Source organism: Paenibacillus sp. FSL L8-0502 (assembly GCF_038593055.1).
Lineage (GTDB): Bacteria > Bacillota > Bacilli > Paenibacillales > Paenibacillaceae > Paenibacillus > Paenibacillus polymyxa_D.
In genome coordinates this window covers 2428870-2451040 of sequence record NZ_CP151958.1, presented here as the reverse complement: position 1 = coordinate 2451040, position 22171 = coordinate 2428870, and the positions used below count along the sequence as shown (strand labels likewise).

General features: G+C 44.7%; 23 protein-coding genes. 6 read left to right on the top strand and 17 right to left on the bottom strand.

The features are described from left to right. Positions 1-201 precede the first annotated feature (201 nt). Positions 202-1731, top strand: coding sequence for a glycosyltransferase (locus NSQ57_RS11155; RefSeq protein ID WP_069012380.1), 1530 nt, complete (start codon positions 202-204; stop codon positions 1729-1731). Between the two features lie 130 nt (positions 1732-1861). Here the strand turns inward: NSQ57_RS11155 and NSQ57_RS11150 are convergent, their stop codons facing one another. The 5 genes from NSQ57_RS11150 to NSQ57_RS11130 all read right to left on the bottom strand — a co-directional run bounded on the left by NSQ57_RS11150 (position 1862) and on the right by NSQ57_RS11130 (position 8581). After that, complete coding sequence (locus NSQ57_RS11150; RefSeq protein WP_342426025.1) at positions 1862-3007, bottom strand: hypothetical protein; 1146 nt, start codon at positions 3005-3007, stop codon at positions 1862-1864. A 61-nt stretch (positions 3008-3068) separates the two neighbouring features. Continuing rightward, positions 3069-4106, bottom strand: coding sequence for a hypothetical protein (locus NSQ57_RS11145; RefSeq protein ID WP_342426024.1), 1038 nt, complete (start codon positions 4104-4106; stop codon positions 3069-3071). Positions 4107-4619: 513 nt separating this feature from the next. Beyond that, a complete protein-coding gene (locus NSQ57_RS11140) occupies positions 4620-4973 on the bottom strand; it encodes a hypothetical protein (RefSeq protein WP_029519178.1) in 354 nt (117 codons plus the stop codon). Between the two features lie 517 nt (positions 4974-5490). Beyond that, entirely contained in the window at positions 5491-6567 is a 1077-nt protein-coding gene (locus NSQ57_RS11135) for a glycosyltransferase (protein WP_342426023.1), read from the bottom strand. Between the two features lie 1000 nt (positions 6568-7567). Next, on the bottom strand, positions 7568-8581 hold the full coding sequence (locus NSQ57_RS11130; RefSeq protein WP_029519174.1) for an LLM class flavin-dependent oxidoreductase: 1014 nt from the start codon (positions 8579-8581) through the stop codon (positions 7568-7570). A gap of 244 nt (positions 8582-8825) precedes the next feature. Here NSQ57_RS11130 and NSQ57_RS11125 point away from each other — a divergent pair, with 244 nt between their 5' ends. The 5 genes from NSQ57_RS11125 to NSQ57_RS11105 all read left to right on the top strand — a co-directional run bounded on the left by NSQ57_RS11125 (position 8826) and on the right by NSQ57_RS11105 (position 12693). Beyond that, the gene (locus tag NSQ57_RS11125) at positions 8826-9302 is read left to right on the top strand and encodes an Rrf2 family transcriptional regulator (RefSeq protein ID WP_080658677.1); all 477 of its coding nucleotides are present in this window, start codon (positions 8826-8828) and stop codon (positions 9300-9302) included. A 31-nt stretch (positions 9303-9333) separates the two neighbouring features. Beyond that, positions 9334-10215: an Hsp33 family molecular chaperone HslO gene (gene hslO / locus NSQ57_RS11120; RefSeq protein ID WP_318626561.1), complete on the top strand. Its 882-nt coding sequence runs from the start codon at positions 9334-9336 to the stop codon at positions 10213-10215. Positions 10216-10370: 155 nt separating this feature from the next. Continuing rightward, positions 10371-11204, top strand: a complete 834-nt coding sequence (locus NSQ57_RS11115; RefSeq protein WP_165147210.1) for a class I SAM-dependent methyltransferase — start codon at positions 10371-10373, stop codon at positions 11202-11204. 37 nt (positions 11205-11241) lie between these two features. Further along, complete coding sequence (locus tag NSQ57_RS11110; protein WP_029519170.1) at positions 11242-11472, top strand: hypothetical protein; 231 nt, start codon at positions 11242-11244, stop codon at positions 11470-11472. Positions 11473-11823: 351 nt separating this feature from the next. Beyond that, positions 11824-12693: an aminoglycoside 6-adenylyltransferase gene (locus NSQ57_RS11105; protein WP_341039317.1), complete on the top strand. Its 870-nt coding sequence runs from the start codon at positions 11824-11826 to the stop codon at positions 12691-12693. 61 nt (positions 12694-12754) lie between these two features. Here NSQ57_RS11105 and NSQ57_RS11100 read toward each other — a convergent pair whose 3' ends face one another. The 12 genes from NSQ57_RS11100 to NSQ57_RS11045 all read right to left on the bottom strand — a co-directional run bounded on the left by NSQ57_RS11100 (position 12755) and on the right by NSQ57_RS11045 (position 21961). After that, positions 12755-13096: a cupin domain-containing protein gene (locus NSQ57_RS11100; RefSeq protein ID WP_069010190.1), complete on the bottom strand. Its 342-nt coding sequence runs from the start codon at positions 13094-13096 to the stop codon at positions 12755-12757. A 121-nt stretch (positions 13097-13217) separates the two neighbouring features. After that, positions 13218-13553 (bottom strand): YolD-like family protein, encoded by a 336-nt coding sequence (locus NSQ57_RS11095; protein ID WP_029519167.1) that lies wholly within the window; start codon positions 13551-13553, stop codon positions 13218-13220. A gap of 12 nt (positions 13554-13565) precedes the next feature. Further along, a complete protein-coding gene (locus NSQ57_RS11090) occupies positions 13566-13760 on the bottom strand; it encodes a hypothetical protein (protein WP_013310131.1) in 195 nt (64 codons plus the stop codon). 104 nt (positions 13761-13864) lie between these two features. After that, positions 13865-14353 (bottom strand): hypothetical protein, encoded by a 489-nt coding sequence (locus NSQ57_RS11085; protein WP_029519166.1) that lies wholly within the window; start codon positions 14351-14353, stop codon positions 13865-13867. 85 nt (positions 14354-14438) lie between these two features. Continuing rightward, positions 14439-14801 carry a response regulator gene (locus NSQ57_RS11080; protein WP_029519165.1) on the bottom strand — a complete coding sequence of 121 codons (363 nt, stop codon included), beginning with the start codon at positions 14799-14801 and terminating at the stop codon, positions 14439-14441. Between the two features lie 333 nt (positions 14802-15134). Next, the gene (locus tag NSQ57_RS11075; RefSeq protein ID WP_029519164.1) at positions 15135-16124 is read right to left on the bottom strand and encodes a metal ABC transporter substrate-binding protein; all 990 of its coding nucleotides are present in this window, start codon (positions 16122-16124) and stop codon (positions 15135-15137) included. A 54-nt stretch (positions 16125-16178) separates the two neighbouring features. Further along, complete coding sequence (locus NSQ57_RS11070) at positions 16179-17027, bottom strand: metal ABC transporter permease (RefSeq protein WP_341039315.1); 849 nt, start codon at positions 17025-17027, stop codon at positions 16179-16181. After that, positions 16973-17680: a metal ABC transporter ATP-binding protein gene (locus NSQ57_RS11065; RefSeq protein WP_039273487.1), complete on the bottom strand. Its 708-nt coding sequence runs from the start codon at positions 17678-17680 to the stop codon at positions 16973-16975. Before NSQ57_RS11065 ends, NSQ57_RS11070 begins: the two co-directional genes overlap by 55 nt. A gap of 217 nt (positions 17681-17897) precedes the next feature. Then, complete coding sequence (locus NSQ57_RS11060; protein WP_342426022.1) at positions 17898-18920, bottom strand: ABC transporter substrate-binding protein; 1023 nt, start codon at positions 18918-18920, stop codon at positions 17898-17900. Positions 18921-18984: 64 nt separating this feature from the next. Further along, positions 18985-19773, bottom strand: coding sequence for an ABC transporter ATP-binding protein (locus tag NSQ57_RS11055; protein ID WP_318626564.1), 789 nt, complete (start codon positions 19771-19773; stop codon positions 18985-18987). Then, positions 19770-20894 (bottom strand): iron ABC transporter permease, encoded by a 1125-nt coding sequence (locus NSQ57_RS11050; RefSeq protein ID WP_318626565.1) that lies wholly within the window; start codon positions 20892-20894, stop codon positions 19770-19772. The genes NSQ57_RS11055 and NSQ57_RS11050 overlap by 4 nt, the downstream gene beginning before the upstream one ends. Then, the gene (locus NSQ57_RS11045; RefSeq protein ID WP_342426021.1) at positions 20891-21961 is read right to left on the bottom strand and encodes a CobW family GTP-binding protein; all 1071 of its coding nucleotides are present in this window, start codon (positions 21959-21961) and stop codon (positions 20891-20893) included. Before NSQ57_RS11045 ends, NSQ57_RS11050 begins: the two co-directional genes overlap by 4 nt. Between the last annotated feature and the right edge of the window lie 210 nt (positions 21962-22171).

Here is a 22171-nt window from a genome sequence, read left to right as displayed (position 1 = left end):
CGACGGAGGTTTCAAACGGTTTATTCGCTATGTTCATATGGGCTGGCATTTTTCTCACATCCCCGAACACATACACATACATATATACTACTGGGAAATAAAATGATGCCAGGAAAATGGTTGTTTCAATAAAAACAATAGCTTACGTCTGAACGGCACCTCCCTCTCGTTGATGTTCGAAACTGGTAAAGGGGAATGATCATGTCATTGAATTTCACTCCGCTACTGACAACTCATTTATTTGTATCGAAGAAGGTTTTAAAGGATCATGTAAAAGAATTGATAGATAGATTGGAAGAAAATAACATTACAATAAACTTGTATGAGGCTGATCAGCCACTTATAGACAATAGCCTCCAAAAACCTCGGGTTTACGTCTCGATCGGAGAAGAGTGGGGAGAATTTTCAGCACTAAAAGCATTGCCTGGTCACGAAAAAAAACGCTGGTTACACTTCCAATCACCTGACGAAATTCAACCTATGCATTTATTTTTCTGCTGGCTTAAGGCAACAGATCCTCTTCCGGAGAATAGAACGATTCCTCCTACACATTTTTCTTCAAACACACCTTTAATATCCGTCTTTACTGCCAGCTACAGATCAAAGGAAAAAATTCAACGACCTTATCAATCTTTATTGAAGCAGACCTACAAGAACTGGGAATGGGTAATCGTGGATGATTCCGGTGATGAAGATGAAACGTACAAGGAGTATTTACTCCCTTTAGAGGATCACCGTGTGCGGAGATATCGCCAGGATTCCCGCAATGGTTATATAGGGGCTATCAAAAGGTTTGCAGCAGGTCTATGTACAGGGGAAATTTTGGTAGAAGTCGATCATGATGATGAGCTAACTCCTGACTGCCTGGAGAAAATCGTCAAAGCATTTCAACAAAACCCTGACTGTGGCTTTGTTTATGGGGATTGTGCTGAAGTGTATGCAGGGAGCAATCATGCACATTGGTATGGCTGGGATTGTGGCTTTGGCTACAGTGTTCATTATCGAGTCTGGCTGCATGAAATGAACAGATGGCAAAATGTACAAAAACATACGACCATTAATGGCAAAACCATTCGACATTTGGTCGGTTTACCCAATCATCCCCGTGCGTGGACAAGGGACTGTTATCATCTGATCGGGGGACATCGCAATGAACTACTGGTTGCAGATGATTACGATATGCTGGTCCGGACGTTTCTTTGCACTAAATTTGCAAACATCCCCGATTTGATATATATCCAATATCGTAACGAACATGGGAATAACACTACATTCCTAAGAAATAAGCAGATTCAGGTTCTTGTAGGGGAACTAAATAGATGCTATTTTCAAAGGATACAAATGAGACTGAAAGAACTCGATTTACCACAGCAATTGCCTTATCGTCGTATATGGGAGACTTCTACGGATGATCCTGCCCGGAAATCTGCTCACGTTATTCAAGAAGATACTTCTAAATTCTCGATATTGTTCCCTATCCCCCATTCCTGTCCTGAAATAGAGCACACCCAATTAATTAAAACGCTCCAAAAGGGCATTGAAAACAACTTTAGGGAGATCGAAATTGTGGTTGTAGGTCGAATTCCATCAGAAATCGAAACCTATGCCTCCAAAGCTCCCAGGGGAGCCATACGATGGTGGCCTATGGAGCCAAATGATTCATTAGAAACTTGTATTCAATATGGAAAATTTATTGCGTCCTGCAAAGAGAAAGTGGTTGTGTTGCCGTAAATTACAACAAGGCTGATTAGAATATTAGCCAACAATTATTTTCCAATACCTTTGTCGAAGTCTCTCTGAATCATTTCCATGAGACTTCGACAAAGGTTTTTTTTGTTACAGCAGGACTGCAAACATGAACTTAAGACAAAAAAAGAACCCAAAAGTTATAAATAACTTTTGAGTCCTCTAAATATACCTTGACCTTAAGCTGGTCCTTGGTCACCTTGCGGTCCTTGAACACCCTGAGGGCCTTGGTCTCCTTGGACTCCTTGAGGGCCTTGATCGCCTTGAACTCCTTGAGGGCCTTGAACACCCTGAGGTCCTTGATCGCCTTGGACTCCTTGAGGTCCTTGGTCTCCTTGTACGCCTTGAACTCCCTGAGGGCCTTGATCGCCTTGGACTCCTTGAGGTCCCTGATCGCCTTGGACTCCTTGAGGGCCTTGGTCTCCTTGTACGCCCTGAACACCCTGAGGTCCTTGGTCTCCTTGAACTCCTTGAGGTCCTTGAGGTCCTTGGTCACCTTGGACTCCTTGAGGTCCTTGATCACCTTGAACTCCCTGTGGTCCTTGGTCACCTTGAACTCCCTGAGGTCCTTGGTCACCTTGAACTCCCTGAGGTCCTTGGTCTCCTTGAACTCCCTGAGGTCCTTGGTCGCCTTGAGCGCCCTGAGGTCCTTGGTCACCTTGGACTCCTTGAGGTCCTTGATCACCTTGAACTCCCTGAGGTCCTTGATCACCTTGTACGCCTTGGACTCCTTGAGGGCCTTGGTCTCCTTGGACTCCTTGAGGTCCTTGGTCTCCTTGGACTCCTTGAGGTCCTTGGTCTCCTTGGACTCCTTGAGGTCCTTGATCGCCTTGGACTCCTTGAACTCCCTGAGGTCCTTGGTCGCCTTGCACGCCTTGAACTCCTTGAGGTCCTTGGTCGCCTTGCACGCCTTGAACTCCTTGAGGTCCTTGGTCGCCTTGTACGCCCTGAACACCCTGAGGTCCTTGGTCGCCTTGCACGCCTTGAACTCCTTGAGGTCCTTGGTCGCCTTGGGCTCCCTGAACACCCTGAGGTCCTTGGTCACCTTGAACGCCCTGAACACCCTGAGGTCCTTGGTCGCCTTGCACGCCTTGAACTCCTTGAGGTCCTTGGTCTCCTTGTGGTCCTTGAACTCCTTGAGGTCCTTGGTCGCCTTGCACGCCTTGAACACCCTGAGGTCCTTGGTCGCCTTGGGCTCCTTGAACACCCTGAGGTCCTTGGTCACCTTGTGGTCCTTGAACGGTCCTTGGTCGCCTTGCACGCCTTGAACACCCTGAGGTCCTTGGTCGCCTTGGGCTCCTTGAACACCCTGAGGTCCTTGGTCACCTTGTTGAACACCTTGAGGTCCTTGGTCGCCTTGCACGCCTTGAACTCCTTGAGGTCCTTGATCGCCTTGGACTCCTTGAGGTCCTTGAGGTCCTTGGTCCTTGGTCCTTGAACTCCTTGACCTTGGTCCTTGAACACCCTTCCTTGAGGTCCTTGGTCACCTTGAACTCCTTGAGGTCCTTGGTCTCCTTGTGGTCCTTGAACTCCTTGAGGTCCTTGGTCGCCTTGCACGCCTTGAACACCCTGAGGTCCTTGGTCACCTTGTGGTCCTTGAACTCCTTGAGGTCCTTGGTCGCCTTGCACGCCTTGAACACCCTGAGGTCCTTGGTCGCCTTGGGCTCCTTGAACACCCTGAGGTCCTTGGTCACCTTGTACGCCTTGAACACCTTGAGGTCCTTGGTCGCCTTGCACGCCTTGAACGCCTTGAGGTCCTTGGTCACCTTGGGCTCCCTGAACACCCTGAGGTCCTTGGTCACCTTGAACTCCCTGAGGTCCTTGGTCGCCTTGAACTCCCTGAGGTCCTTGGTCGCCCTGAACACCCTGAGGTCCTTGGTCGCCTTGTACGCCCTGAACACCCTGAGGTCCTTGATCGCCTTGGACTCCTTGAGGTCCTTGAACTCCTTGAGGTCCTTGTTCGCCTTGGACCCCTTGAACTCCCTGAGGTCCTTGGTCACCTTGTACGCCCTGAGGTCCTTGGTCGCCTTGAACTCCTTGAACACCCTGAGGTCCTTGGTCGCCTTGAACACCTTGAACTCCTTGAGGTCCTTGATCGCCTTGGACTCCTTGAGGTCCTTGGTCACCTTGTGGTCCTTGAACTCCTTGAGGTCCTTGGTCGCCTTGTACGCCCTGAACACCCTGAGGTCCTTGGTCACCTTGAACGCCCTGAACACCCTGAGGTCCTTGGTCGCCTTGGACTCCTTGAGGTCCTTGGTCGCCTTGGACGCCCTGAGGTCCTTGATCACCTTGTACGCCTTGAACTCCCTGTGGTCCTTGGTCACCTTGTACGCCCTGAGGTCCTTGGTCGCCTTGAACACCCTGAGGTCCTTGGACGCCTTGATCGGTTCCTAAAAGTTCATCAGATACTAACCGATGCGCAGGTACTAATTGCCCCAATGCATCTTTACCCCAAACAGAAATTTGAGTTTCATTCACTGCTGGTCCGCTTGTGGTAAACACGAATTCAAATGCGTCTAAATTTGCAAAGAAATTCCTAGTTATAACCGCATTTGGTCCCACTACAACTAGTTGTTGTACATATACTGTTCTACTGCCGTTTAAAACAAAACCCTCGATCAAAACAGTAGAAGAATTTACAGAATCTCGGTTATCTATTTTTACTGTGACCAGTTGGGTGGGTCTGACTCCTAGAACAGGATCGTTTGCAATGGGTCCAGTAGATAATACTGCCATTTAGATATTCCCTCCTTTCTAGTAAAAGCAAGCTTTTCTTGTAAACAATGAGGTCTATCTCAAGATCATGTTCCCTCTATTTTATTTCTAAAACATGTGATATGATTGTGGCTTTACCTCTATACATTTGTTGAGTTTTAAGACTCTAACTGCTCATCCGCAACAATACGCTGAGCACCAATGATTGTACCACTCCCGTTTTTTCCCCAAACAGAAATATCAGTACTTTCTTCTGCCAAACCGCTTGTGGTAAAAACGAATTCATATGCGTCGAAGTTCGCTAGATAATTTCTCGTAACAACTGCATTGGGGGCTAAAGCTATTTGTTCTAGTACATGTAATGTTCGTAAACCATTTAAAATGAATCCCTGAATTAATATTGTTGAAGAATTGACTAAGTCACGGTTTACCATTTTAACAGTGACCTGTTGGATCGGCCTGACCCCACCAACAGGACTGTTCTCAATAGGACCAGTTGTTAATATTGCCATTAAGTTAACGCCTCCTTTACTGGTTATTAACAATAACTCCATGCAATCAAGTAAAATACTAGGACGAAAATAGAAAAGGAACCTGGAGTTCCCATGTATTATATTAATAATTTGTTAGATATGATTGTTTGTTTACCCATTAAAAAATAAGATATTATTTATTCTGTCATTCGGTCCGATCGAGCCTCAATCTACTCGTTGTTCTCAAGTTTTGGAAATCTCCTAATTCTCTCTCAAGGAAAGGAAATGAAAGATTTGCCCCTTCCTATATCATTCCAAACCATAAAAAAAGCACCCTAAGAGAAAGGGGTGCCCTCATCCTTGTTACAAATACCACTTGCGTCATGCTACAACACTCTTACAGATTTGTTTTTTAAATCCTCAAATTGTTCCTGCTTTTGTTTCTCATTCCATAAATAATGAAACCCCCATCGATTTGCGGTATCCCCTTCTCGCAGCTCTTGCTTCAAAGCTGAAAACCGTGAGTTAATATAGTCAAAACCCAAATATTTATAAATTACTTAAATATGTTAGCAAGCTTTGATTTCACTATTTGACTAGCATTAAATTTACTTTTTATCTTATTAGAACCATTTTTTCCAACAATCAACGCTTCTTCAAAGTGATCCTGGATCCAAAACAACCTCTCAGAAATTGCGTACCCGTTAGGTTCAACTTCAAAATAATCCTTTCCTTCCTCAAGAATAAATCTATCATTTCGGGGGTTTGCCGTAACAAGTACACATCCTGTCGATATCGCATCAACGGCAGCCGTAGTTGGAAAACCATCTAAAGCAAATCGATCCGGAACACTGCAATTTAGAAATATATGAGTTCTTTCGTACACTGACTTTAACTCTTCAGGGGAAAGTAGGCCATAGAATGTATAATTCTTATTTTTCAATAGAAGTAATTGATCTTCCCAATCACCAATTAGATTAAGATGAAAATCATCCGTAAGTCGATTAAATGCATCTGCCATAATGGGGAAACCTTTTCTAATGGCATTAAAAGCACAGAATGTTAACTGTATAGGCATTTCAACTTTCTTCTGTTTGAATGTATATAAGTCGGTATTAATCACAACGGGATAATAAATACTTCCAACAATCGATTCCATAACTTCATTGATGTTTGTAAATACGGTCGAACAATGCTGTCCTGCAATGGAAAGAAACTCTTTTTTTGTCCATGGATCCAGTCCGCCACCAGGGTACAAGGTAGCATGAAGATTAATATTTCGGTCATCTAAGAATGGCTTAATATTTAGATTAGGATTTGCTCCTGGCAAATAACTTCCATCCGGAAGAAAGCCATGCCCAAGCAAACTAAGTGTTAAATTTAAGAAAACACAATATACATCTGTAACCCCCTCAGACACTGCAACTTTCATAAAATCAGAAAAAGGATAAACTTTAGAAGGAAAATAATCATCATTAGGTTCAGTTGCAAAGAACAAAGTATCAGGCCTTTGCTCGAATATATTAAAGTTCTCCCAATATCGAAAACCACTTAGCTTCCATGGAAACTTCGTATCAATTACTGCAAGACGCCGGTTAGTATGCGATTGAATTTGCTGACTAAATATTTCCATACTTTCACCCTTTCTTAAGTTGCTGCTCCCTAAAGCTGTACACCACAGGCGTTTCCCGTATACATATGTGGCTACAATGGCCGATGTTCTAGTACAGGATAGCTGAATCATTCCTACGGTTAGAAAAGCTTCTTAAATTTGTAAGGCTTCCGCTGGTTCGCAAGCAGGTGATCCTGTGGCAGGAACGGCGGGTTCGTCAGGCTGGGAGTGTTTGGACTTCCGGCCGCCACTCTCACCATTCATCATATAATTCTTTAGCTCAATTCATCCCACCAAACTTTTGAACAATAATTTTTTGTGATGAACAACGGCTGCGAATACACGAATTCCAAGCACCGTCATATCCGCTGATTAGGTTGAGGTTTGATCGGACCGATTGACTGAATAAATGTCTAAATTTTGTGGGTAAACAAACAATCATATCTAACAAATTATTAACTCAACTTTCGCACCTAGAAAATCAGCCTAACCCTTTGAGTGAGTAAGGAAAAATCGAATAAATTTTTCCGTATTGACAAAAAACACCTTACTTGTTTGGTATCATGGAAGTGTCAAATCAACCATGCCAACAAGAAAGGTGCGTAACTTTATGTTACAACAACATTCCATGTCTGAATAGACTCGCTTTTCCAACATTTTCGCAACCCTCCAAATGGAGAAATTCTTACAAATTGTGGGGATTTCTAAGTCTTTTAGCTTACCTAGTCCCGCAGTTTTCCAAATCGTCTTCTCACTGGTTTTTGAAGGGTGGCTTTATAACATCCCTGCAGGTAAAGCAGTATGCCTCCCATCAGAATGGAGCGGACACGTTCTGAGAGTTGTACGATCCCCATAACAAAGCCTTTTCACCCTACGGCAGCTATCTAATCAACAGCTACTGTCACGCGTGGAGCTGGACCCCAACCTATTTGATTCGTAAATATAAGCTTTAAAATATAATAAGGCCATGCCAGATCAGGTTATGAGAACCTTTTTCAGCACGGCCTTATGGTTTGACCAACTAATCGTCTGTTCGCATTACTTTGGCTAGCAGCTCATACGAGCGCAGGCGCGCTTGATGGTCATATACCTGAGAGGTTGTAATCAGCTCATTGGCTCTAGTCTGGTCTATAATCCAATCTATCTTTTGCTTGACGGTGTCAGGACTGCCAATGGCTGAATACCCCAGCATATTACCACGAACCGCCTCCTTTTCCTGCTCACTCCAGAGTTTCTCCATGTCATCAACTGGTGGCTTCAGTCCTCCGCTGTGCCCGCGCAGCACATTTAGAAACTGTTGTTCTTGTGATGTAAAGAGCCTTTTCGCTTCCTCATCAGAATCTGCAACAAGCACATTAACACCGACCATCACATAGGGCTTATCCAGTGCTTTAGATGGTCGAAAATTGCGATGATACAACTCTAAAGCCTGTAGCAAATGAGCCGGGGCAAAGTGGCTGGCGAACGCGAACGGCAACCCAAGCTGACCTGCCAGCTGTGCGCTGAATCCGCTTGATCCCAGTAACCAGATGGGAATGTCCAGCCCTTCTCCAGGAACCGCTCTTACTCCCGGAACTGCTCCGCTTAGCGCTGGATTCAGGTAAGAACGCAGCTCATTCAATTGCTCGGGGAAATCTTCCCCAGTACTATGAAGCCCTCGCCGCAGTGCCCTCATCGCGGGTTGATCCGTGCCTGGAGCACGGCCAAGTCCCAGATCAATTCGTCCCGGATAGAGCGACTCTAATGTTCCAAACTGCTCCGCAATCATGAGTGGAGCATGGTTCGCCAGCATAATACCGCCTGAACCGACCCGAATCTTGTTTGTATGTGCAGCTACATGCCCGATGATCACGGACGTAGCTGCACTAGCAACTGCCTGCATGTTATGATGCTCCGTTAGCCAGTACCGATGGTACCCCCATTGTTCTGCATGCTGGGCAAGATCCACCGTGTCGCGGAAGGAATCGGCAGGAGTGCCGCCTTCAATGACAGGTGCAAGATCTAATATAGATAGTGCAACGTTCCGCGTAGTCATTATATATAAACCCCCTGTCAAAATATTATTATACGTATTTCCCTCAACGCCTTAATTCTTTGACCTATCAATTGATACGTCAATTATAATAATGTGTCCCGTTATGAATTGCAAATGATTTAAATTTTTAGTTTTTATCAAAAATCAGTTTACTTTTATGATAAGCTCATCTATTATGCAAATATGTGGATAATGGTTATCCACATTAGCCTGGTTATAAATATTGAGGTGATTGCTAGTGCATATGAAAACAGGTGTCGAACAATCTGTCTACGCTCTTCTTCTACTCACGATGCTGCCGGACAAAGCTGTTTTACCTGGGGAGGCCATTAGCCAGCAGTTAGGTGCTTCACCTACTTATTTTCATAAACTGTTACGAAAATTGGTTAGCTCCGATTTGATTACTTCTGTACCTGGTGTCAAGGGCGGGTTCAAATTAAAGAAAAAACCTGAGGATATACGGGTATTTGATATTTACCTAGCGATTGAGGGACAACAAACCCTTTATTCTTCCAGTGGTATATACAACGAAATGCTTGAATTAAAGAAAGACGATCAGTGTTGTTTACTGACAAATTTGATGGAAGAAGCGGAAGCCTCCTGGAAGGCCGTTCTGAAAAGGGAAACCATCGCGTCACTATCCGCTGACTTTTTTAAAGAAGGATATGATGCCAAAATTACTTCTTTGGAGAACTGGATTCAGGAAAAAATGGTCTTGTAAAGAACACTAATTATCAGAGAGGAACATGAACATGAACGATTACTTAGTAAAAGCTCTTGCCTACAATAATCAGGTACGGGCTTATGCCGTGAGAACAACGGAAACGGTAAGTGAAGCCCAACGGCGTCATTATACCTGGCCCACAGCATCGGCTGCATTGGGACGTTCTATGACGGTCGGCGTCATGCTGGGAGCCATGCTTAAAGATGAGGATAAACTGACGATCAGAATCAACGGTGGCGGGCCTATCGGCACTATTCTTGTCGATACCAACTCCAAAGGTGAAGTTAGGGGTTATGTAAAAAATCCACAAACCCATTTTGAGCTTAATCAGATAGGGAAATTAGATGTCGCCAGAGCTGTAGGAACAGATGGAGCGCTCATTGTATCCAAAGATATCGGCTTAAAACACCCGTTTGTTGGACAAATCCCTCTCATATCGGGTGAGCTGGGCGAGGATTTCACATCTTATCTCGTCCAATCCGAACAAATCCCCTCTTCTGTAGGAGCGGGAGTTATTGTTAACCCGGATAACTCTATTCAGGCGGCTGGAGGTTTCATTATTCAGCTGATGCCAGATACGCAGGAGGAAGTTATCAGTTTTATCGAGAGACGCATTGAGAGCATTCCAAGCATCTCCGCAATGGTCATGGAAGGTCTTACGCCAGAGCAGATTCTGGGTCAGATTTTGGGAGAAAGCAACCTGAACATACTGGAAACCATGCCTGTACAATTTCATTGTCCCTGCTCAGAAGAGCGTGTTACCAATGCCATTATCAGCTTAGGGAATAAGGAAATAGAAGATATGATCCATACCGATGGACAAGCTGAAGCTCATTGCCACTTTTGTAATGCACACTACCATCTCACCAAAGAAGATCTCGAAGGGATGCTGGAAACAAACATCATTTAAATATGGGTTGTTCCCAAAAAGTAGGTCTAGCTACTGGGGAACAGCTTTTTCTTTCCCAATGCTTCCGACGATTTCTTTATCCTAAATACGGTAGACTTGTTCATGATGTAAGTGATAATGTTATATTATTCCAATCACCTGAGATGAGGTGCGCTATGCTTGAAAATGATACGCATGAAATTCTGGCTTATTATGATGGCGGTGCAGAAATAGGCAGGTTAGAGCGAGGCATAGGAAAAATAGAACTGGAAAGATCAAAAGAAATCATTTCACGTTATCTCAGCGAGTCTACTCATGTTATTTACGATATCGGCGGCGGTGTAGGGGTCTATTCTTCGTGGCTGGCGGAGCTGGGATACGAAGTTCATCTATTTGATCTATCTTCCCAAGCCATTGAATTCGCTCGTCAGCAGCAACTGAATAACCCCATCATCAGTAAGCTGGAAACCGCGGATGCCAGAAATCTTCATCGTAAAGATGAAAGCGCGGACATCGTGCTATTGATGGGACCTTTATATCATTTAACGGAACAGAAGGAACGAGTAAAAGCACTACAAGAAGCGGCGCGTGTCTTAAAGAAGGGCGGAACGCTGATTACTTCAGCTATTTCCAGGTTTGGCTCGCTACTGTGGGGACTATCGGTGTACGACGAGCGCAATACCATTGTGGAGGAAGATGAGTTCATGAATATGGTTAGACAGGAGCTGACAGATGGTCAGCATGTACGACCGGCGGCCTATCCCTCTTTTATCACACGGTCCTACTTTCATACATCGGATGCCTTGCGTGCAGACTGGCAGGCGGCTGGATTGCCGAAGCCTCGTGTACTGGGCGTGGAAGGACCCGGCTGGATTGCACCCGGATTTGAAAAGAAGTGGGCGATCCCTTCCCATCGTAGCCGTTTGCTGGATATAGCACAGCAGGTTGAAGAGCAGGAATCTGTGATCGGTATGAGCCCGCATATGCTTGCAGTCGGTATCAAGCCTTGAAGCTCATCAACTCTACAACTATGGAGAGATATAGCCTATGAGAAGACGTAATCGTTACATCGTTAAGTCTGCAATCATTCTGATCGCAGCTATAATCGGAATGGTTTATATCGTAAATCTGGATACCTCTTTTAGAAAAGTCGTTTTGGATCGCATGGATACAGCCAAGATTAATACTATTCTCATTAGTAAATCGCCAGACTATACAGACCAATTGGTAAAAGACAAAAATGAAATTCAAAGTACCTCAATGCTCTTGCTGAAATGAAATTAAGAAAATCCAGTGTATTAGATAAAGGTCTTAATTCTGTATACATGCTCAGTATTTTCGTAGATCGCGAAAATGAAAGGGACTTATTTGGAATCACCCCTATATGACCAAAACTATATAGAAATATATGATGAAACCAAAACGAAAAATAAAGTTACTTCAGGGCCTTGGCAGTACAGTTGAGTAGCTTCTGTGTATAGGCTATTGTAAGTACAGGAGACTTTTTCCAGATAAACTGAACTACAGGAGGTCGTTTTTCTTGATGATCATTGAACTGGTGGCCATTATTTCTACTGCTGTCTTATCTACGTTTTTTTCCTTTCGATACCGCTTGTGGAGACAACTATAGTGAGAAGTGAACAAGAGATGCTGCATACCATTCTCCAATTTGCTCAAGAGGACGAACAGGTGCGTGCCGTGATTATGAATGGTTCACGCGCTAATCCACATGCTCCACGAGACGTTTTTCAGGATTATGATATCGTCTTTCTCGTATCTTCCATGGACAGCTTTATTCAGGAACGTCGCTGGATCAACCATTTTGGTGAATTGATCATTATGCAGACGCCCGATGAGCATATGGAACCTACTTCGACGCCCCATGATCGCTTTGCTTTTCTCATGTTATTTACGGACGGCAATCGCATAGATCTTACTCTCTACCCTGCGAATAACATCGCCAATTGTACCCGAGACAGCTTAAGTGTACTGCTGCTGGATAAAGATGGACTGGTGGAGCCTTTCCCACCGCCAAGTCTTCAAGATTATAAGACGATACCTCCAACTGCCCAAGTCTATGCGGATTCCTGCAACGAGTTCTGGTGGGTCAGTACTTATGTAGCTAAAGGGTTATGGCGACAGGAGCTGCCCTATGCCAAATTTATGCTGGATCGGCCTGTGAGAGATGCGCTTCACTTGATGCTGGAATGGCATATTGGTATACGAACCGACTTCGCGGCAGATCCGGGAAAGCAGGGAAAATATTTCGAGAACCATCTTGAGCCTCGACTTTGGACGCTCTACATTCAAACGTTTGCGGATGCAGATTATGAACATATGTGGCAGTCTCTTTTGATCATGGGAAATTTATTTAGAGAAGTTGCCTTGGAAGTAGCGAACCATTATGGTTACGAATATCCGACTCTGGACGATCAACGTGTTACGAACTATCTCCATCGCGTAAAAGCTCTCCCAGCAGATGCTAAGGACATTTATTGATAAAAAACCAGTCGGCACTTGATTTATATGTGCTAGGCTGGTTTTATTTTTATACTCTAAGTTATTCGGTCAGAACCCGATCGCCTCTGCTCGCAGGCTGAGAGATAACCAAAAATTCAACATCCTCATTCGTTTCATTAAACATTTGATGAGGTACCATAGGAGGAACCTCACACCCTTCCTGAGATCCTAATTGGATTTGTTCACCATCCACTTCAAGTACCGCTGTACCTGATAAAATAAAGAAAAATTGGCGTGCATGATGATGATAATGTCTGACCTCATGAGTATTTCCGGGCATCCGCTCATGAATAATACTCAAATCCTTATTTTTCACTAAGCGCCAACCATCACATTGATCTCCCCATATATAATGTTCAGCATTATTTTTACTTATTTTCATATTGAACTCCTCCTTTTTGCAATTACAGTTTCATTTTAAATATGGATTCATAGAGCTACAATCTTATTTTAAAAAACGGCGGGACAAATGTAAAAAACACTCCGACTTAGTCAGACTGTTTTTATATATCCGCCTCGATAATTTCCTCCAACTTAATCCAGCTAAAATCCTCTTCCCCACGGGACAGCTTCACTTCTCGCCGACTTGTATTAATCACCGTGACCAGTCCACGCAGCTCCTCATCATCAAATGGATTGAACACTTTTAGCGTAATAGGCTTACGTTCGTTATAGGATACGATGATGGCCTGTTCAATCTGCTGCATTTCCTGATCGTCCAGTGTCGGCTTGCCGCGCCTTCCTTGCTCCTTCATCAGTCTTAAATATGCCTCCCGATGCTCAGGCAAAATCATGCGCGAGCTTTCCCATATGCCATTTCCTTCAAGCTTTTTCCCCATCGTAAGCCCCTCCTATGCTGTTCTGGTTACCGGATGCCATGCCAATACATGATCTAATCGAAAAACACGTGGCTGGCCTGTCTGTAAACAGGTGGCTCGTATCAAGCCATTCTGCACACGATGCACCTCAATACGCCGATGAGACAGTTTGCCCTTCCGATCCAAATACACGATTTCCACGATCTGCCCCACGTATTTTTCCAACATGATCCTTCACTCCTTATCAGAACGTTTGTTTGTATTATATGCGAACATGCGTTTGATTATCAATGTAAAAAAATCCCCTGAGGGATTTGACTCTCTCAAGGGAATTAAAATTCATAAGTGGATAGCTTAATATCTTCTTTATTCAAATCTTTCAGAGGATGGACAGGGCCATTCCAATAAGTGAGAATATCAAGCGGCTCATTAGTACCATGTTCTTTTAAAGAAAGAGATAATTCAAGTAATAAATGGGGAAGTTGATAAGAGCTTGTTAAAAACTGATATTCCTCTGGGCTTTCACAGTCTTCTGCTCGATAGAACACAAAGTATCCCTCGGTATGATCCCCAATGAGTACAATATAGCGAGCAAGAAACATAATTTCGCCATTGGCAAAAGGAATGGAATATGTCGAAGCAGAGATCAAATCTGTCTCTAATCCCTCAATTCGAAGGGTGAGTTCATTGTTAAGAGCATCCATTCTTTCTCTTTGTTCGCTGACGAGTTGTTCATAATTTACAGGGACAAGCCCTCCTTTCTTGATCGTAGCGATCAGTTCGTCTATAAATACTTTTTGAGACAACACTCGATTGCTCATCCTATTCATCTCCATATTCGTGAAAATAAGCATGGAATTCCTGCTTCTACATGTTCAATAATTATGTATTAAAAATCTTGATTCATTAACTATCAAGCAATTTTGTGACTGCATTCACGACCCTTTCCATCTCAAATGGCTTAACAATAAAGTCTTTTGCACCTGCCTGAAATGCTTTTATAATCGCTTCCTGCTGCCCCAAAGCAGAACACATCAAAATGTTGGCTTGGGGATCAAGTTCTATGATCTTTTTAACAGCCTCAAGCCCGTCCATCTTAGGCATATTAATATCCATGGTGATTAAATCGGGACGAAAGTGTGCGTATTTCAAAACAGCATCATACCCGTTTTCTGCTTCCGCAATAACAGCGTGACCTAAATCCAAAAGAATATCTTTAAGCACAGAACGCATAAACAAAGAATCATCCACTACTATAACTGCTGCCAAATTAATCTCTCCAATCCGTTGTCAAATGATATGCACGCCCAAACTTCAATATCGGTGAATAAACTGGTAATATTAATAGAAAGAATCTGTAAAAATAAAAACGCTACCAATGAATTATAAAAGAAATTTGAAACTAGCTACTACAGAATTAGTTTTCAAAAAAACGTTTCACAATGACGTAAATCATTTCTGAAAAGCAAATTACAAAGGACTATATATCTACTGTATCTTGAGCACTAGCCATAAAAGCACAATCTTCTTGGATAGTTATAAAAAAAACTGAGGTCGGTATCATTCCGACCTCAGTTTATAAACTTATTCGTTTAGCATTTCTTATTCATTCAGAGCTTTTTTCAAAGCCTCCAGATTGTTTTTCATCACACCAAGGTAATCCAGGTTCTTCTGTTTGTCTTCATCCGTCAATCCTTCGAGCGGATTCAGTACATCGGTTTTTGAACCGATTTCAGTAGCTACGGTCTCAGCGACCTTCGGATCAACAAGAGTTTCGAAGAAAATCGTTTTCACATTATTTTCTTTAGCGAATTTGATAATACCCGCCAGCTTGTCCGGTGTAGGCTCTTGCTCTGGAGATAATCCGGCAATGGGTACTTGGGTCAGACCATATTGCTTAGCTAAATAACCAAAAGCAGCATGCTGCGTAATAAAGTCTTTACGTTTTACATCTTTCAGACCTGTTTTGAACTCGGTATCCAGCTCTTTCAGCTTGGCGATATAAGCATCAGCGTTTTTCTCATAATCAGCTTTGTTTGCTGGATCGGCTGCTACAAGCCCTGCTTCAATGGACTCCACTTCTTTTTGGGCCAAGACTGGATTAAGCCATACATGAGGGTCCATCACATGATCGTGATCATGGCCTTCCTCTGCATGTGCTTCTTCTCCTTCTTCCTCCTCAGCGGTGCCTTCCATCAGGTTTAACCCTTTGCTCGCTTCAACTACAACACGCTTATCGTTGGACGCGCTACTCAAAGCCTGTTCTGCCCAGCCTTCGACGATACCGTTATAAACAAACACGTCAGCATCCTTTACCTGTGCCATATCTTTGGCGCTCGGTTCCCAGTCATGCGGCTCGGCACCAGCTGGAATCAACGCGGTTACGTTAGCATGGTCTCCAGCAACTTGCTTGGTAAATTCATACATTGGATAAAAAGTGGTGACCACATTCAGCTTGTCTGCTGTTTGTGCCGCATTCGGCTCGGTTTGGGAAGCGTTTGTAGCTGTATTATCAGATTTGGCTCCGCAGCCAGACAAAATAAGTGCTAGTCCCGCAGACAATACAAATGATTTTTTGAACCATGTATTCATATTCATTACTCCTTTATCCGTTAGATTTTTTAGTTATTCTCACTGTAATTACACTCACTGACCTGCCGCATTCTGCCGTCGCGAAGCCTGTTGCTTGCCCAGCTTGCGGACCAGCTTTTGTATACCAACTCCTACAATCAGGAATAATAACAGCACCATGGCAATTGTCCCCCCTGGGGGTGTACTAAGTTCATACGATGCCGTTAAACCCATAAATACGCCGATCAATGCAGTGACCATAGATATCCAGATGGCTGCCGCGAAGCTCGGTGCAATTCGAATCGCCAGCGCTGCAGGGAGCACGATGAGTGAGGAGACAAGCAGCACACCGACAATCGGCATTGCAGCAGCTACAATCATCCCTGTTAAAATACTAAATGCAAATGAGATGGACTTGACAGGAAGACCGTTGGTCTTCGCCGTTTCTTCATCAAAAGTAATCTGATACAAAGGGCGCCGAAACACGAAAAAGAAAATACCTCCGATCACAGCCACAACGATCATCAACATCAGCTCTGTCTGATTGACAGCTACTACCGAACCAAATAAATAAGCGGAAAATCCTTTGTTGATGCTCTGATTCAGATTCATTAAAATAACGGCCGTCGAGAGGCCACCTACCATAATAATAGCCACAGATATCTCACTATATGTTTTATAAGACCTGCGGACGTACTCAACGATAATCGCGCCGATTACGGCAACAATAAATCCGGTTATCGTCGGGTTAATGCCTAAATAGGCACCTGCTGCCACCCCTGCCAGCGATACATGCGATAGCATGTCCGCCATGAGAGCCTGACGCCGTAGCATCAAGTATACTCCAAGCACCGAGGCCAGCAGTGCAATTACCCCACCGGCACAAAATGCCCGCTGCATGAAGTCGTAGTGCAACATTTCCATCCGCCATCTTCCTTCCTCTCAAGCTCAATAATTCGATCCAGATAATGTTGCACTTCCGATAGTCCATGGGTCACCATGACCACGGTTCTTCCATATTCCTTAACCTGTTGATTCATCAGATCGTAGAAGTGGTAGCGGCTTTCCTGATCCATTCCGGTCGTAGGCTCATCCAAAATGAGCAAATCCGATTCCTGAGCGAGCGCTCTTGCCACACAAATACGCTGCTTCTGTCCACCGGACAATTCGCCGATTTTACGGTGACGCAAATCCCACATGCCTACCTGACGCAGCGCCTGCTCCGTCAGATCATGATCCTCAGACCGCATACGGCGTAACCAAGAGCCATGAGTATATCTTCCTGAACGGACAAATTCCAAAATCGTACTTGGAAATCCGCCATTGAAGGCGGCAATTTGTTGGGATACAAATCCAACAACGAGCTTTTTGCCTTCACCTGTACGATTAGACATGAATACCTTGCCCTTCCAAGGCTGAAGCAAGCCGAGCAACAGTTTGAGCATGGTTGACTTGGAAGCACCATTCGGTCCGGTAATGGCTACAAATTCTCCCGAAAAAATTTCAACATTGGCATCCACCAAGTTAGGAACATCTCCGTAGCCAAATGTGACCTGTTCCAATGAGGCCAATAACATGACGCAAATCTCCTTTTCCTTTAAAAAGCCTGGAGCCATCTGAGCAATCATCCTTTGCGCAGATTCTCCAGGTCGTTTATGATCATTAAACCATCTATCGTAATTATTACGATTTGGTAATAAAAAAATAGGCGTTTGATAAACGTAACCTTTACGCATTAGCAAGTTTAACAGTTTAGGCAAGGTTCGTCAATGTTTTGGCAACTCTTTTGTTTGTTTACTTCACTTTGTCCGGGTACAAGCCTGCAGCCAAGGTTTTCAACGCGATCGGAGCGCGCACGCCTTCAGCCGCTGCGGATAATGGCAGGACTATAAACCGTTTGTTTTTGATCGCTTCCACACCAGCCAGCGCAGGCTTGTTCAGAAGCAGTTTCTCTTTATCCGCCAGTGAAGTATCTCCATAGTCGAGAATGACAATGACGTCAGGATTACGGTTTACGACCTCTTCCCAGCTTACCTCAGTAAAACTTTTGTCGATATCATCAAAAATATTTTTCGCCTTCACACTTTCAATCAAAGACGTTAGATAATTGTTGGCAGCCGTAAAGGGCTTGTCTTCTCCGCTGTCATAAACAAACACCTTGGGTGCCTGTTCAACAACACCAATTTGAGTCTGAATGGACTGCACTTGTTCACGCATTTCATTTACCAGCTTTTCTGCACGCTCCTCAACCCTAAAAATACGCCCAATATTTAGTATATCCTGATATACATCTTCTAATGTGGGGCCCGACTTATTTGAGGACTCCTGTATATAGGTCAGCACCCCTTGTTTGGCTAGCTCCTCACGGGAACCCAGATTTTTATCATTAAAGGCACTCTTCCAGCCCGCATAGGCAAAATCCGGTGCAGCGGCCATAAACACCTCTTTGGACGGATATTGTTCGGCCAGTACCGGGATTTTGTCATATTGAGCCTTATATTTTGGCAAAATCTGATCATCCAGATACGCAGTTCCTACCATAGAGGATTCCAGTCCAAGAGCCAGCATAACCTCAGTCGCGTGCTGGTTCAGTGTAACCGCGCGTTTAGGCTCCTCGGGAAATGCCATTTTAACGCCCATGTTCTCAAGCTCTACCGACGTCTCCTTGGTTGCTGATTGGGATGCGGCAGGTTGCTGCCCGTTTGCGGATGGATCGCTTGTTTGGGCCGTGTTTCCTGCTGCACAGGCTGATAACAACAGCATCATTGCCAAAGCGAGCATAACCAGCGGTAACGCGGGCCTGCTATATCTTTTCATATGTACCGTCTCCTCTTTTATTTGTAGTTAATCTTACCTCATCGTATCGCCTTTTCTGTTAACATCATGGATGGCCTCCTCTCCTGAGAGAATCCGGTAAGAAGGTAATATTCGGCTTTCCGGTTTTTGGATGAATGCAGATTTCTGTCTCGACCCCGAATACACTCCACAGCAGGTCTGGCTGAAGCACATCCTCTGTTATGCCGGAGGCTACCACTTTGCCTTCTTTTAATACATACATTCGATCGCAATAAAATGCCGCTAAATTCAAATCATGCAGTGCAGCTAGCGTAGTTATCCGAAGTGTTTTGACCAAATCCAGAATTTGCAGCTGATACCGGATGTCCAGATGATTCGTCGGCTCATCCAAAACAAGAAATTTCGCCTGCCCGGCCAAAGCTCTGGCGATCAATACCCGTTGCTTTTCGCCGCCGGATAAGGTGGCAAAGCCCTGATCTGCCTGAGCATTCATGCCTACCCGCTCCAGCGCCTGCTCGACCAGTTCATGATCGACGACAGTATCTGCTTCCAACAGTTTCTTATGCGGATGGCGACCCATCAGGACGATGTCCCGTACTGAAAAATCAAACGTTTGCGGCGTATCCTGACTCACCACTGCCATTTGTCGGGCTGTCTCTTTATACTTCATCCGTAGCATATCCTGGCCATCCAACGTAACCACACCACTGTCAGGCTTTAGCACACGATACATATTTTTGAGCAACGTCGACTTCCCGCTACCATTCGGACCGATCAATCCGACTAGTTCCCCTGCTTTTACCTGGAGACAGATGTCGTCGATCAGCCGTTTGTCGTGAATACTGAAGGTCACACATTCGACTTCTATATTCATTTTTCGCCTCCAAACGAGTAGGAACTACGACGCAGCAGCCACACAAAAAAAGGTCCTCCGCACACAGCCGTCACAATACCAATCGGCAGCTCCTGTGGAGCCAGCACAAGCCGGGCACATACATCAGCCCACACGACAAAAATAGCTCCTGCTAACAGACTGACGGGCAGTACACGCCGATGATCTGATCCCACTATCAGTCTAACGATGTGCGGAATCATAAGTCCGACAAAGCCAATCGAGCCACTCACAGATACGACTGCCCCGGTTAAAAGAGACGCCACCACAACCAGTAATACGCGGAACGCCTGTACGTTCACACCAAGCGTTACTGCGGTCTCTTCACCCGTTAGCAAAGCATTCAGCGACCGGTATCGGGTCAGAAGCACAGCCGTTCCAACGACTACAATAAGGCTTGGAATGAAAAGCGTGTCCCATTGAGCACCTGCCAGACTTCCCATCATCCAATACATCGCGTCACGAATGCCTTTTTCATTCGGGGCCATCGTCACGATAAAGCTAGTCACAGCCGACAGCATCATAGACACCGCCACCCCTGCCAGCAATAAGCGGGTCGTCGATATGCTCCCAGCCACACGTGCTAACGCGAACACCATAAGCATTGCAGTTAACGATCCTATAAAAGCAGATAAAGGCAGCGCAAGTCGTCCTAAAAATCCGAAAGCTCCGAACACAATTACCAATGTGGCTGTCACCGAAGCCCCAGACGAGACTCCTAAAATATAGGGATCCGCTAACGAATTACGAATTAATGCCTGTATAGTCGCCCCTGTAACAGCAAGTCCTGCTCCTACGACAACACCTAACAACACGCGCGGAAAGCGGATTTCCCAAACGATATATTGCTCAGGCTTGGTCCATGTCACGGGTATCCACTGGTCCAGCCAGGGAAGATGGGACAGTGCAATTCGCCATATCGTCCCCGGTGCGACAGCTACAGGGCCCAGCATGACCGCGAGTGTGACCGAAAGCAACAGCCCAGCAGTCAGCAGCAGAATTGTTGTAAATCCCCAAGTAGGCTTGCCCGCTAGGTGTGCACGAGAATGATGTTGCGATGGATTAGGTCTTGATGGATTAAGGTGACTCGTTCTCGAAGTCATGAATTACTCAATGGCTTTTCGGCCGCTTCCAGCTTTCTCAATTGTTCCTCGACCGCGGAAGCAGAGAAATTCTCACCCATGACCACCGCTACATCGTTCACTGGCTTTTGCGGGCGGATCGGAATGATTTCCATCTCCCGATAGGCAAATTGAAACATCATCTGACCCTCTGATTCCAGAAACCGCACAATTCCTTTGGCCCGATAAATTTCAGCTGGCAAACTGCGGAACAACTGTTCAAACTCGTAGCGTGGCACAGGTTGTCCAAAAAAATGCGTGTGAACAACTACATGGTCGTAGGAATGATAATGCTCCCCATGTTCGTGTTCGTGGTCATGGTCATGAGACTGATGATCTGTATGGTCATCATGGTCATACGTGTGCAGATGATTTTCCAAATGAGGATGTTCACTCTCAATATCAACTGCGGATTCCTTATGTCGCGAAACATCCATACGCTCCTCTCCTTGAGTGGAGAAAAAAATTCCAGCGTCCACGTCACTTCGTTGCGTGCTCACAGTCAAAACATATGGATTTAACTCTTTTACGAGGGCCTGTACTTTCTGTAACTCGCCCGCAGCCAATAAATCGGTCTTGTTAATAATCAGTTTGGAAGCGCATCGAAGCTGATCCTGCATCAAACGAAGCGATTTGCTTCTCTCGTTCCCCGAGGCAAAATCCAAAAATTGACGCGCGTCTATGACCGTGATAACGGATTGTAATATCATAGTAGAATAAATTGAGGCGTCTGTCACTGCATCTACAATCTCCATCGGGTTAGCCACTCCGGTACATTCTACAATAATCACGTCCGGCTTATATTCCTCAGCAAGATTCATGAGCTCGACGCCCAAGTCCCCGCGAATGGTACAGCATATACAGCCACTGAGCATTTCCTTCATGGGTGCTTGTCCATTCACCAAACTACCGTCCAGATTAACATCACCCAACTCATTCATCAAAATGGCTGGCTTGAGACCCTTTTCCTTGTAGTAAGCCAGCGCATGCTGAAGAAGAGTGGTTTTACCGCTACCCAAAAAACCGGATAAAACAACAATCGGTATCATATAACCCCTCCTTGTCTTTGCAACATTTAATATGGATCGTACCTTAAAAATTTCCTTCTTGCAATCATTTATCGGATTTTAATCGTAATAATTACTATTAATGAGTATAAATATATATGAGCATGCTCAGATTTGTCAATATAGGGAGGTGATTCACACACAATCCGGCGGGCATGATTGTCCCCTTACAGGCATAGGCTGTAGATAAGA